Here is a 12,960-nt window from a genome sequence, read left to right as displayed (position 1 = left end):
AAAGAACAGTCATGATCCCGGGGGCGATGTGAATTTCCAGCAACTTAAAATAATCCGCGAGGCGGCGCGACGGGACTACAATCTCACCGAAGTCGCCAATATGCTTTTCACCTCTCAGTCTGGCGTCAGCCGCCATATTCGCGAGCTGGAAGAAGAGCTGGGGATTGAAATATTCATTCGCCGTGGCAAACGGTTATTAGGTATGACCGAACCGGGTAAAGCCCTGTTGGTGATTGCCGAACGTATTCTCAACGAAGCCAGCAACGTACGTCGCCTGGCTGATCTTTTCACTAACGACACCAGCGGTGTCCTGACCATCGCCACCACCCACACTCAGGCTCGTTACAGTCTGCCAGTGGTGATCAAAGCTTTCCGCGCTTTATTCCCTGAAGTTCGCCTCGAACTGATTCAAGGCACGCCGCAAGAAATCGAATCGCTGCTGCACAGCGGGGCGGCGGATATCGGTATCGCCAGCGAGCGCCTGAGCACCGACCCTCTGGTGGTGGCTTATCCCTGGTTCCGCTGGTATCACAGCCTGTTGGTTCCGCAGGGGCATCCGTTAATTCATACCAGCCCGCTTACGCTGGACGATATCAGCCGCTGGCCGCTGATCACCTACCGCCAGGGCATCACCGGCCGTTCCCGTATTGATGAAGCCTTTGCCCGGCGTGGTTTAACGGCGGATGTGGTGCTCAGCGCGCAGGATTCCGACGTGGTTAAAACCTACGTTGAACTCGGCCTTGGCATTGGGCTGGTAGCCGACCAGGCCAGTGGGGAAGAAGGGAGTCTGGTGCGCCTGGATACCCGGCACTTGTTCGACGCGAACACCGTCTGGCTGGGGATCCGCCGTGGACAACTGCAGCGTAACTATGTCTGGCGATTTATTGAGCTGTGCAACCCGGAGCTGTCGGTTGAGGAAATTAAGCGCCTGGCGCTGGAGCCTGAAGAACCCGCCATCGATTATCAAATTTGATATTTCCCCGCTCTGAGCAGGGTAATTCAGGCTTGTTAATAAAATATTAAATAATTAAATAAAGCGGTGCGAGATGAATTTATATTTACCTCGCGCTTGCTGTATTTAAAAAAATAGTGTTCGGCAAAGTATGGCTCTCGTCAAAATAGAATAAAAAAACGTTCCCTATCGCAAATCATCGATCAATCGCAAATCAATTAATAGCTTTCATCTATCCATCTGGCCTGACCATAAGAAAAAACCGATCAAATTCATAAAGTTAATCTGGATATATCCGATAAGCCTGTACGAGGTGCTTCCATCCCTTTGTGCTATTTATTTTCTGCTGTTTCGGCCGCAGAGGATTTTGCGCATTCATAAAAACAGGCTTCCCAAGGGAGAAAAAATGTCACTACATGATGTAAAAATTCGCAGCAAATTAACGCTGACGATTGCTATTTTTATTGTGCTAATGGTCTTCAGTTCAGGGCTTTCTTTGCTCAGTCTCAGCAAGGCAAATACCGGCATTCAAACGATTATTAACAGTGATTATCCAACAACCGTTAAAGCGAATGATCTGATTGATAGTTTCCAGGAATTTGTAAATACACAGCAGCTAATGTTGCTGGATGAAGCCGGCGTATTTCGTCAGAAATCAGAAAAACACCTTGCGGAGATCAGCGCGCATATTACCGGGCTGCTGGCGGACCTGAACAAGTCCAGTACCGATGCCGCATCACAAAAAGCGCTGCGGGAGCTGGCCGATATTCGTAAACAGTATCTGGACTCACGTTTTCGTATTTTACAGGCGGTACAGCAAAACGATCGCGCCGCCGCGCTGCAGGAAATGATGTCCACCACCATTCAGGTGCAGGAAAAATACAAAGATAAAGTGCAGGAACTTATCGTTATCCAGAATCAAAAAATGACCGCTGCTGGCCAGCAGGTTGATAAAGATTACCACGCTAACCGCCTGGTCACTGTGCTTCTGACCTTGCTGAGTATTGCGCTGGGCAGCCTCATTGGCCTGTTTGTGGTGCGGTCTATTACTCGCCCGCTGGTGCGTGCGGTTGAGTTTGCCGGCGCGATTGCCGAAGGCGACCTTACGGGCAGCATCACGGTCACTCATAAAGATGAAACAGGCGAACTGTTGCAGGCGCTGATGAGCATGAAAGTCCGCCTGCAAGAGATTGTCCATCAGGTTCAGCAGGGGTCGGAAACTATCTCTTCTGCCGCCGCGCAAATCGTTGCCGGGAACCAGGATCTTGCGGCTCGCACTGAAGAGCAGGCCAGTTCTGTAGAGGAAACGGCGGCTTCCATGGAGCAGATCACCTCCACGGTGAAAAACACCTTTGACCACACCAACGAGGCCACCAAGCTCTCTTCCGAAGCCGCAACAGTGGTGAAAAACAACGGGCAGATGATGTCTCAGGTCACCAGCAAAATGCGTGTGATTAATGAAACCTCCAACCGTATGTCGGACATCATTAACCTTATCGACTCTATTGCGTTCCAGACGAACATTCTGGCGCTGAACGCGGCGGTGGAAGCGGCTCGCGCCGGAGAGCACGGCCGTGGTTTTGCCGTCGTTGCCGGGGAAGTTCGCCAGCTGGCGCAAAAAAGTGCTTCATCGGCGAGTGAGATCAGAAGCCTGATTGAGAACTCAACCACCCAGACTCGTGAGGGGATGGGACTGGTGGAAAAAGCGAACACGCAGATTGCTGGCATGATCGAAAACGTACAGGAAATGAACACCATCCTCGGGGAGATCAAACAGGCCAGCCAGGAGCAAACCGACGGTATTTCCCAGATTAACAGCGCGATCGGCATGATTGATTCCACCACCCAGCAAAACTCCGCGCTGGTAGAGGAGTCGGTTGCCGCCGCGGCATCGCTTAATGACCAGGCGAAACAGCTACGCGACCTGGTCCGGGTATTCCGCCTGCAGTAATTCAGGTTTCCTTCTCAAAGCCAGCACTAGCTGGCTTTTTTCATTTCTACGCCCGGTTTTTATCTCCGGCATGACAATGCCATTCATTGTTGCTATGTTATAACATATCAATAATAACTGCGCAGTCAGTGAGGAGTTGCAATGTCATCGTTAACACAGGCCAACAATCGGTCAAAGAAACTGCCCGTTACCGTGCTCTCCGGTTTTTTGGGGGCAGGAAAAACCACGTTGTTGAATCACATATTAAATAACCGCGAAGGGCGGCGGGTGGCCGTGATCGTCAACGATATGTCCGAGGTGAATATTGACGCCGCGCTGGTGCGTGAGGGCGGCTCCAGCCTGACGCGCACCGATGAAAAACTGGTGGAAATGAGCAACGGCTGCATTTGCTGCACGCTGCGCGAAGACCTGCTGGTGGAAATCAGCCAGCTTGCCCGGGAAGGGCGTTTTGATAACCTGGTCATCGAATCTACCGGTATTTCCGAACCGCTGCCCGTGGCGGAAACCTTCACCTTCGTGGATGACAAAGGCGAAAGCCTGTCCGATATCGCCCGGCTCGACACCATGGTGACGGTGGTGGACGGCTTTAACTTCCTTCGTGATTATGAATCCTACGACAGCATTCAGTCTCGCGGCGAGTCCATGGGTGAAGAGGACGAACGCACCGTGGTTGACCTGCTGATTGACCAGATAGAATTTTGCGACGTGCTTGTTCTCAACAAAACCGATCTGATTGGCGAGGCAGAGAAACGCCGCCTGATGTCCGTGCTGTATTCCCTTAACCCACGGGCAAAAATCATCACTTCGGCGTTTAGTCAGGTTAGCCTTGATCAGGTTCTGGATACCGGGCTGTTTGACTTCGATGCCGCCGCTCAGGCACCGGGCTGGCTAAAGGAGCTGCGCGGAGAGCATACGCCGGAAACTGAAGAATACGGCATTCGGAATTTTGTTTTTCGCGCCCGGCGCCCCTTCCACCCGGCGCGTTTCCAGATGGTGACCGACAGCGGGCTTAAAGGCGTTATTCGCTCTAAAGGGTTTTTCTGGCTGGCGAGTCGCCCTAATCATGCAGGCTCATGGTCCCACGCCGGTGGCGTGATGCGTCAGGGGCTGGCAGGCATGTGGTGGGCCAGCATTCCCCGCGAACAGTGGCCTCAGGATGCCGAAAGCCTCCGGCACATTTTAAAGCACTGGGAAGAGGGCATCGGCGATGCGCGCCAGGAGATTGTTTTCATCGGCATTGATATGGATGAGGCGGACCTGCGCGAGAAGCTGGAGTATGCCTTACTCACCGATGCCGAAATGGCCGAAGGCCCTAAAGCCTGGGCGCGGTATTACGATCCGATTGAGGCCTGGTTTGACTGACTGAATGCCCGGCGGCCCGTTGGCAGGCAGCCGGGCAATCAGGCTCAGTGCAGCTCTACGGCGTAGTCATCCACCGGGGTGATTTTCTTGATCAGCTTGTTATTAAAAAGGAACTGCTCGTAGGCCTGGTAGCGGGCGCGGTCGAGTTTAGCCGGGTCGGCAGCAAACAGCGGCAGACTGGCCTGCCAGGCCTGCTTATTCAGCTCAGTGTTCAGTTCCGCATGGGCTTTGGCGAAGGCCTGCCAGGTTTCCTGCGGATGCGCCTGCAGGTACTCGTTGCCTTTTTTCAGCGCGGCGAAGAATTTTTTGACCTTCGGTTCATTCGCCGTTTTACGGTTGGCCACAAAAATCAGCTCATCGTAGGCGGGAACGCCGTAATCCTCGACGTTAAACACCACCGGGGGTTTACCCTGAAGCTTCAGCTCGAGCGCTTCGATATTGCGGTAGCCGCCGATCACCGCATCCACCTGGCCGGCCAGCAGGGCGCTGGTGAGCTGGAAGTTGACGTTGATGAGTTTCATCTCTTCCGGTTTGACGTGCTCATGCTCAAGCATGGTCGCAAGCGTTGCCTGTTCGATACCGCTGACGGAGTAGCCGATTTTTTTGCCTTTGAGATCCGCTGGCGATTTGATGTTCTGATCCAGCGTCATCACCGTATTGAGCGGGGTATTAATCAGCGTTCCGACGCGCACCAGCGGCAGACCCTGATCGGCAAAGAAATGCAGCTGGGGCTGGTAGGTAATCGCCAGGTCGGCCTGCCCGGCGGCAACCAGGCGCGGCGGCAGAGCCGGGTCAGACGGGGGAACAATCTTCACATCCAGCCCTTCAGCCTTAAAAGCGCCAATCTGTTCTGCCACCATAATCGGCGCGTGATCGGGGTTAATGTACCAGTCCAGCACCAGGGTCAGCTTTTCGGCGGCGGAGGCCTGAGCGGCAAAGGCGGCGGTGAGCAGCAGGCCACACAGCGTTTTTTTCATCTTCTTAATTCCTTAATTAAGGCGGTTATTCATGATGTTCAGGCGACCAGACAATCAGCCGCCGCAGCAGGGCATCGACCGCCAGCCAGAGCAGAACGGTCATCAGGACTAAAATAAACAGCGCGGCAAAACAGACATCGGTTTGCATCCGGGCGTTGGCGTTCAGCATGACGTACCCCAGCCCCTCCGCAGAGCCCACCCATTCGCCAATAATCGCCCCGATGGGGGCGACGGCGGCGGCCATGCGTAGCCCTGAACCAAAAGCAGGTAGTGCGGCCATCAGTCGGACGTGTCTTAGCTGCGCCCAGCGTGAAGCCCCCATCGTGCGGGCCAAATCCAGATAGTCGTTATTCACCCGCCGCAGCCCGTCAAAGAACGACGACACCACGGGGAAGAAGATAACCAGCACCGCCATCGCCACTTTGGCGCTCATGCCAAAGCCGAACCACAGCACCAGCAGCGGCGCCAGGGCAAAGACCGGAATTGCCTGGCTGGTGAGTACCAGCGGCATCAGCCAGCGCTGCAGGCGGGGGGAAAACATCATGCCCAGCGCCAGACCAGCGCCGAGGAGCACGCCCAGAATTAGCCCGCTGATAATCTCTGAGGCGGTGACCAGCGTGTGCCAGGCGAGATAATCGCGGCCATCCCATAAAGCCAGCGCTACCGAAGCGGGAGAGGGCAAAAGAAAAGCGGGAATATTGCCGAGGGTAAGCAGATACCAAAGCAGCAATAGCCCGGCAAAAACGGTCAGCCCACGGCGCAGGCGGGGAGCATGGGTGTCTGAAGTCGGCTTCATTCGGCCGCCCTCATCAATTGCTGCAGCAGCCCGGCCTGGCTTTGGAGCAGATCCACATCGTCCGGCGCGCGGGGCGGTTGCCCGGCAATGACATGCGTATCGTCAATGCCCGCAGGCCAGCGGGAGAGGACCAGCAGGCGGTGGCTGAGCCGGCAGGCTTCCATCGGATCGTGGGTGATCAGCAGCACGGTATTGTTTGCCAGCAGCCTGGCGGCCAGGTCCTGAATGGCCGTGCGGGTAATAGCATCCAGCGCCGAAAAAGGCTCATCCATCAGCACGATCGGGCGCTTTTCGTAAAGCGTCCTGGCGATGGCGGCACGCTGACGCATACCGCCTGACAGTGAGGCGGGTAAGGCTTTGGCATAGCCGCCGAGCCCGACCTGCTCAATCAAATGCGCGGTCCATTGCTTGTCGACCATTTCACCCCGCAGACGCGAGCCCAGGGCGACGTTCTGCTCAATGGTAAGCCACGGGTAGAGTAAGTCCTTCTGCCCCATCCAGGCGATGCGTCCGGCAACGGGCTGCCCGTCGCTGCAGGTCACGCTTCCGCCACTGGCCTGCGCCAGTCCGGCGATAATTTTAAGCAGACTGGTTTTACCGGCCCCGCTCGCGCCCAATAGCGCCACGAAGCTGCCGCCGGGAATATCAAAATTCAGCCGCTCAAAAATGGTCTGCTGACCAAAACACAGGCTGAGATCGCGAACCTGAATGCCCGGCGAAGTTGCGCTGTCGGTCATGAGACATTCAGCCCCATTTGCCAGAACGCGGATTCAAGCTGCGTCGCGGTGGTAAAAATCTGCGATAGCTCAGGGAAACGGCTTTCCGCGCCACGCTGGTGGCCTACGTTTTCGAGCAACTGCACAGCGGCCCGCACGCCGGTGAGATAGCCTTCATCGCCATAGTTACGGATCCAGTTCGCGTAGGGATTGCCTGCCATCACCGTGTCGGGGCTATGCAGTAGGCCAAGGCCGATTTCTGCATATCCGGCCACGCAGGGCAGCAGCGCAGTCAGCAGATCGAGTGCGTCGCCTGAATGGCCAATATCCAGCACGTAACGGGTGTAATTCATGGTTTCCGGCGCTTCCGCCTCCGCCGCCATTTGCGCCTCGTCCAGCCCCCAGCCTTGACAGTAAGCCACATGGAGCGGCAGCTCGGAGACAATGGCATTCAGCGATGCGGTCGCGGCGCGCATTTCCGGCAGCGTACGGAGCTTGCTCACCAGCAGCGCGTAGGCGCGAGCAAAATGAATCAGAAAAAGATAATCCTGAGTCAGATAGCGCTTAAATGCGGCTTCAGGCAGCGTGCCGACGGCAAGCTGCTGCAGAAAAGGGTGAGCGACGTAATCCTGCCAGTGCTGACCGGCGTGTTGACGTAATCGACCGTAAAGACCGTTTTCGAAAAGTGGGGTGTACATAGGACCTCCTGGGTAAATGGAGATCCGGGCGCGCAGAGGTATGAACAGACAATAACAGAGCTGTGATTGCCGACCGTCCCTTCGCTGGCATGACCCAGATCAGGTTCAAAGGGTTCGGCTTGCGCCATCTCAGCCCATACAGGACACCCCTCGGAGGTGCCTGTTATACGACATTTACTTTTTGATTACAATCGCCGGGCACCGTCGTAGCCCTCACGGAAACCGACGATCCGTTTAGTGCGGTATCGCAATATTTTTCTGGCACTCGGGGCGGGAATTTTGTCACTGTAGGACGGTTACCTCCGAGTCTAAGGATGATATCCGATGAAAAAGATTGGCTTTCTCTCGTTTGGCCACTGGTCGCCTGCCGCCCAGTCAGGCACGCGCTCAGCGGCGGATACGCTGCTGCAGTCCATCGACCTGGCCGTTGCCGCTGAAGAGCTTGGCGCGGACGGCGCTTACTTCCGCGTGCACCATTTTGCTCGCCAGTTAAGCTCGCCTTTCCCGCTGCTGGCGGCCATTGGGGCAAAAACCAAACGCATTGAAATCGGCACCGGCGTGATCGACATGCGCTATGAGAACCCGCTTTACATGGTGGAGGATGCGGGAGCTGCGGATTTGATTGCCGGGGGCCGCCTGCAGCTTGGGATCAGCCGTGGCTCGCCGGAGCAGGTGATCGACGGCTGGCGCTATTTTGGCTATGTGCCGGGCGAAGGAGAGACCGAAGCCGATATGGCGCGCCGTCATACCGAAGTGTTCCTCGAGGCGCTGAAAGGGGAAGGTTTTGCCGAACCGAACCCGCAACCGATGTTTCCTAATCCGCCGGGGTTGCTGCGTCTGGAGCCGTTTTCTGCCGGGCTGCGGGAGCGTATCTGGTGGGGAGCCAGCTCCAACGCGACTTCGGTTTGGGCGGCGCAGCTAGGGATGAACCTGCAAAGCTCCACGTTGAAAACCGATGAAACCGGCGAGCCGTTCCATATCCAGCAGGCGAAGCAAATTCGCGCCTATCGTGCCGCGTGGAAAGACGCGGGTCATCCGCGTGAGCCACGCGTTTCGGTTAGCCGGAGCATCTTCGCGATAATGGACCAGCGCGACCGCAACTACTTTGGCGGCAGCGGCAAAGAAGGCGACCAGGTGGGCTACATCGAGCCACAAACCCGGGCTATTTTCGGCCGCAGCTATGCCGCCGAGCCGGAACTGCTGATTAAGCAACTGGCGCAGGATGAAGCGATTGCCGAAGCCGACACGCTCCTGTTAACCGTGCCAAACCAGCTGGGCGTGGACTACAACGCGCATGTGATCGAATCTATTCTCAAGCACGTTGCGCCGGAACTGGGCTGGCGCTAAATCCAACAGGGAAAGGGTCAGGCTATGCACACGGATTTTTACTGGATCAATGCGCCAAAAGTCTGGCGCGAAGGCGACGGCACGCTTTCTGTGGTGACCGATGAACAAACCGACTTCTGGCGCAAAACATGGTACGGCTTTGAGCGTTTCTCCGGCCATTTTTATGGTTGCAACGTGCGGGGGGATTTTACCTTCCAGGTGAAGGTCAACGCTGAATTTAGCGCACTCTACGACCAGGCCGGCATCATGCTGCTGGGGGATGAATCCCACTGGTTAAAAGCGGGCATCGAGTTTAACGACGGCGTGCCTGCCATTGGCAGCGTGCTGACGCTGGGCCATTCCGACTGGGCAACCGGCGTGTTTCCACGAGATGCGAATCTGTTCTGGATGCGCCTGACCCGTAAAGGTGACAGCCTGCGGTTGCAGTATTCCGTTGACGGCACAACCTGGCCGCTACTGAGGCTGGCGCATTTCCCTGGGTTCGACACATGCAGGGTAGGCGTGATGTGCTGCACCCCGCAGCGTGGCGGTCTGGCGGTGAAATTCGAAGACATTATGCTGAGTGACGCGCTGGATAAAGCGTTGCACGATTTAAGCTAATCATCCCTTTACTCGGTCGACGCCCCGCCAGACTTTTCTCTGGCGGGGTTTTCATCATACGTGGGTATTCAAGCCGGTAACCGGGTGAACGTTTTCGGTTTGTGCATTGAAAAAAGAGGGCAAACCCCTGGGGCTTCATTCAGCCCGGTATAATTCGTAGTATATTGTGAGTATTCATGGTTATCAGGTGCTCCTCATGTCTTACTCCATCGGCGAATTTGCCCGGCTGTGCGGGATAAACGCCACCACGCTCCGTGCCTGGCAGCGACGTTACGGTCTGCTCAAGCCAATGCGAACCGATGGCGGCCACCGGCAGTACAGCGATGAAGATATCCAGCAGGCGCTTAACATCCTCGACTGGGTGAAAAAAGGGGTGCCGGTCAGTCAGGTGAAACCGCTGCTGGCCCGGCCTGAAACTCGCCGGGCGAACAACTGGCTTGGTCTGCAGGAGAGTATGCTGCAGCGGCTGAATGAGGGAAAAATTGAATCCCTTCGCCAGCTTCTCTACGATGCAGGTCGGGAATATCCGCGCGCGGAACTGGTGACGGAGGTTCTACGCCCCCTGCGCAGTAAAGTCTCGGCTAACGTGCCGGCCATCATGACCCTGCGCGAGATCCTCGACGGCATCATTATCGCCTACACCTCGTTTTGCCTCGAAGGGGATAAAAGAGCGCCCGGTGACAACTGCCTGATTACCGGCTGGCATCTGAGTGACCCTTGCGAAATCTGGCTGGAAGCGCTCAGGCGAACCGGCCAGGGGCACCGTATCGACGTGCTTCCTGTTCCGCCAGCCGTTCTGGCCCCGGAAATTTTTCCTGACCGAAAATGGCTGCTGGTCACCTCCGGTAAGCTGACGGCGACCCGTAAAAAGCAGCTTGAGCTCTGGCAGCAGCAGGGCGCTATGCTCGAGATAATTCCCCTCTAGGGTCGCTTTCCCCCTCCACAATATGCTCATCCAACGGCCCGCTGAAAACGCGGCGGGTCGAGCTTCGTTGTTGAAAAATGGAATTTCCCACATCGTTTTCCTGTTATTAATTCATTGAAATGGTTGGTTTTTTAAAAATATCACAATCTAAACTTGGACAAATTTAAGTATTTGTGCAAGTTTTAATTATACGATAACGTCAGGTGCTTCACCGCGAGGGTGAAACTCATGGGCACAACGCCAACCGCCATTCATCGCTTTGTGGATTATTACGCCGGGCTGGACAAGCAGCCGCTCTCGGCGCTGGCCGGGCTTTACGCCGCCGATGCCATACTCATCGATCCGTTTGGCGAGCATCGAGGATTGGCTGAGATCCAACGCTACTTCGCTCACCTGTTGACCAGCGTGGCGTATTGCCGTTTCGCTATCGATCCTCCGCTATGCGACGAGGCGCGTTTTGCCGTCAGTTGGACCATGCACTGGTCTCACCCGAAGGTCGCCGGAGGAGAAGGGCTGTCCTTGCCTGGCTGTTCGGTCGTTGATCTCGAGAATGACCTGATCGTTCGCCAGCGCGACTACTACGATGCCGGAGAAATGCTGTATGAACACTTGCCCCTGCTGGGATGGGCTGTTCGCAGCGTGAAAAGCAGGGTGCGTCCATGATGACTGTCCTCATTACGGGCGCAAGCTCCGGCATCGGGAGCGGGCTGGCAAAATCCTGGGCCGATGAGGGGCATCGCGTCATTGCCTGTGGCAGAGATGCGGCGCGGTTGGCCTCGTTGCAGCAGCACAGTTCAAACATCGCGGTACGCCAGTTCGATATGACCGACCGGGATGCCAGCCGTGAGGCGCTGGCCGACTGCCGGGCCGATCTGGTGATCCTCTGCGCGGGAACCTGTGAGTATCTGGATAACGGTCGGGTGGATGCCGCGCTGGTTGAGCGGGTGATGACGACCAATTTTCTTGGGCCGGTCAACTGCCTGGCCGCCCTTCAGCCACAGCTTGTTGCCGGCAACCGTGTGGTGCTGGTCAGTTCGATGGCCCATTGGTTGCCTTTTCCTCGGGCAGAGGCCTATGGCGCTTCCAAAGCCGCGCTGACCTGGTTTGCCAACAGCCTGCGCCTGGACTGGGAGCCGAAAGGGATTGCCGTCACGGTGGTCTCACCGGGCTTTGTGGACACACCGCTAACTCAAAAAAATGATTTTGCCATGCCGGGGCGGGTGAATGTCGATGATGCGGTGAAAGCGATCCGCCGTGGCCTGGCTAAAGGCCGCGATGAAATTGCTTTCCCGACGGGATTCGGTCTGGTAATGCGTCTGTTGGCGGGGTTACCCGCCGGTCTGCAGCGTCTCTTTTTGCGCAGGATGGTGCGCCCATGAACATCGCTATTATCGGCAGCGGCATCGCCGGGCTGACCTGCGCCTGGCGGCTCGCCGGGCATCATCAGGTCACCCTTTTTGAAGCTGGCTCCACCGTGGGAGGCCACACTGCCACCGTGGATGTGGCTACGCCGCAGGGCACTTATGCCATCGATACCGGGTTTATTGTCTATAACGACAGGACTTATCCGCGTTTTATGGGCCTGCTGAGCGAGCTTGGCATTCGTGGGCAAAAAACGCAGATGAGTTTTTCGGTACATAATCCGCAAAACGGGCTGGAATATAACGGCCACACATTTAGCTCGTTGTTCGCCCAGCGTCGCAACCTGATTAACCCGGCATTTTGGGGGCTGCTAAAAGAGATTGTCCGTTTTAACCGGCAGGCAAAAGCCGCGCTGGCGGGCGAGGTTGATCCCCTGGCGACGTTGCAAGACTTTCTTGACCAGCATCAGTTCAGCGCCTTTTTTGCACGCCACTACATTTTGCCCATGGGGGCCGCTATCTGGTCTTCGTCGCTGGAGGAGATGCGCCGCTTTCCTCTGGCGCTGTTTCTGCGCTTCTTTGAGCACCACGGCCTGCTGGATATCACCCAGCGTCCCCAGTGGTACGTGGTACCCGGTGGTTCACGGGAATACATCCGGGCAATGCTGGCGCAACTGGGCGAAAGGCTGACCGTGCATCTTAACGCCCCGGTCCAGCGGGTTAGCCGTCATCACGACGGTGTTACCATCCAACTGGAACACTCAAGCCAGGCGTTCGATCAGGTGATTTTTGCCTGCCACTCTGCTCAGGCGCTGGCGATGATTGAGCACCCCACTCAGGCCGAACGTGAAGTGTTGGGGGATATTGGCTGGCAGCGTAACGAGGTGGTATTGCACAGCGATCGCCGCTGGTTGCCGGTGCGCGAACGCGCCTGGGCAAGCTGGAACTATCGCCTGAGTTCGCAGGAGCAGGCCAGCGCCTGCGTCACTTACAACATGAACATTCTGCAGGGGTTGCCGAAAGAAGCCCCGCTGTTTTGCGTGACGCTGAACCCGGACACGCCCATTGACCCTCGCTTCATCTGGCAGCGTTTTGTCTATGAACATCCGCTCTTTAACCCGCAAAGCTGGCGGGCTCAGGCACGCCGCGGCGAGATAAACGGCCAGCAGCGAAGCTGGTTCTGTGGTGCCTATTGGTACAACGGTTTTCATGAAGACGGCGTGCGTAGCGCACTGGATGTGGTGCAAGGCATTGCGGCCGGAGGAGGGCAATAAG

Annotated in this window: 13 protein-coding genes and 1 riboswitch; of the genes, 9 read left to right on the top strand and 4 right to left on the bottom strand. The window is 56.5% G+C overall.

The genetic code is table 11. The annotated features are described in order from the left end of the window. Positions 1–28: 28 nt before the first annotated feature. The 3 genes from cbl to zigA all read left to right on the top strand — a co-directional run bounded on the left by cbl (position 29) and on the right by zigA (position 4,265). Positions 29–973, top strand: coding sequence for an HTH-type transcriptional regulator Cbl (gene cbl, locus B9Y90_RS05445; protein WP_008458004.1), 945 nt, complete (start codon positions 29–31; stop codon positions 971–973). A gap of 385 nt (positions 974–1,358) precedes the next feature. After that, positions 1,359–2,903 (top strand): methyl-accepting chemotaxis protein, encoded by a 1,545-nt coding sequence (locus B9Y90_RS05440; RefSeq protein ID WP_085540488.1) that lies wholly within the window; start codon positions 1,359–1,361, stop codon positions 2,901–2,903. Between the two features lie 141 nt (positions 2,904–3,044). Continuing rightward, positions 3,045–4,265, top strand: a complete 1,221-nt coding sequence (gene zigA / locus B9Y90_RS05435) for a zinc metallochaperone GTPase ZigA (RefSeq protein WP_085540487.1) — start codon at positions 3,045–3,047, stop codon at positions 4,263–4,265. A gap of 44 nt (positions 4,266–4,309) precedes the next feature. On the opposite strand, the gene B9Y90_RS05430 is transcribed toward zigA, so the two are convergent. From B9Y90_RS05430 to B9Y90_RS05415, 4 genes are read right to left on the bottom strand one after another with little or no spacing between them, the layout of a single operon-like run. Beyond that, a complete protein-coding gene (locus B9Y90_RS05430; protein WP_085540486.1) occupies positions 4,310–5,242 on the bottom strand; it encodes an ABC transporter substrate-binding protein in 933 nt (310 codons plus the stop codon). Positions 5,243–5,267: 25 nt separating this feature from the next. After that, a complete protein-coding gene (locus tag B9Y90_RS05425; protein WP_085540485.1) occupies positions 5,268–6,038 on the bottom strand; it encodes an ABC transporter permease in 771 nt (256 codons plus the stop codon). Beyond that, positions 6,035–6,775, bottom strand: a complete 741-nt coding sequence (locus B9Y90_RS05420) for an ABC transporter ATP-binding protein (protein WP_085540484.1) — start codon at positions 6,773–6,775, stop codon at positions 6,035–6,037. Before B9Y90_RS05420 ends, B9Y90_RS05425 begins: the two co-directional genes overlap by 4 nt. Next, entirely contained in the window at positions 6,772–7,452 is a 681-nt protein-coding gene (locus B9Y90_RS05415; RefSeq protein ID WP_085540483.1) for a TenA family protein, read from the bottom strand. The genes B9Y90_RS05420 and B9Y90_RS05415 overlap by 4 nt, the downstream gene beginning before the upstream one ends. 59 nt (positions 7,453–7,511) lie before the next feature. Continuing rightward, positions 7,512–7,613, bottom strand: a riboswitch (TPP riboswitch). A gap of 163 nt (positions 7,614–7,776) precedes the next feature. Between B9Y90_RS05415 and B9Y90_RS05410 the strand changes: the two genes are divergently transcribed. From B9Y90_RS05410 to B9Y90_RS05385, 6 genes are all read left to right on the top strand, one after another. After that, a complete protein-coding gene (locus tag B9Y90_RS05410; protein WP_085540482.1) occupies positions 7,777–8,799 on the top strand; it encodes an LLM class flavin-dependent oxidoreductase in 1,023 nt (340 codons plus the stop codon). 24 nt (positions 8,800–8,823) lie between these two features. After that, complete coding sequence (locus B9Y90_RS05405; RefSeq protein ID WP_085540481.1) at positions 8,824–9,399, top strand: DUF1349 domain-containing protein; 576 nt, start codon at positions 8,824–8,826, stop codon at positions 9,397–9,399. A gap of 196 nt (positions 9,400–9,595) precedes the next feature. Beyond that, positions 9,596–10,324 carry a MerR family transcriptional regulator gene (locus tag B9Y90_RS05400; protein ID WP_085540480.1) on the top strand — a complete coding sequence of 243 codons (729 nt, stop codon included), beginning with the start codon at positions 9,596–9,598 and terminating at the stop codon, positions 10,322–10,324. A 228-nt stretch (positions 10,325–10,552) separates the two neighbouring features. Then, on the top strand, positions 10,553–10,987 hold the full coding sequence (locus tag B9Y90_RS05395; protein WP_085540479.1) for a nuclear transport factor 2 family protein: 435 nt from the start codon (positions 10,553–10,555) through the stop codon (positions 10,985–10,987). After that, positions 10,984–11,703, top strand: a complete 720-nt coding sequence (locus B9Y90_RS05390; protein ID WP_085540478.1) for an SDR family NAD(P)-dependent oxidoreductase — start codon at positions 10,984–10,986, stop codon at positions 11,701–11,703. The genes B9Y90_RS05395 and B9Y90_RS05390 overlap by 4 nt, the downstream gene beginning before the upstream one ends. After that, the gene (locus B9Y90_RS05385; protein WP_085540477.1) at positions 11,700–12,959 is read left to right on the top strand and encodes an NAD(P)/FAD-dependent oxidoreductase; all 1,260 of its coding nucleotides are present in this window, start codon (positions 11,700–11,702) and stop codon (positions 12,957–12,959) included. The genes B9Y90_RS05390 and B9Y90_RS05385 overlap by 4 nt, the downstream gene beginning before the upstream one ends. The last annotated feature ends 1 nt before the right edge of the window (position 12,960 follow it).

It is taken from the genome of Cedecea sp. NFIX57 (assembly GCF_900177785.1).
Taxonomy (GTDB): domain Bacteria; phylum Pseudomonadota; class Gammaproteobacteria; order Enterobacterales; family Enterobacteriaceae; genus Cedecea; species Cedecea neteri_C.
The sequence above is the reverse complement of the archived record's forward strand: the minus strand, read 5'-3'. Positions and strand labels throughout refer to the sequence as shown.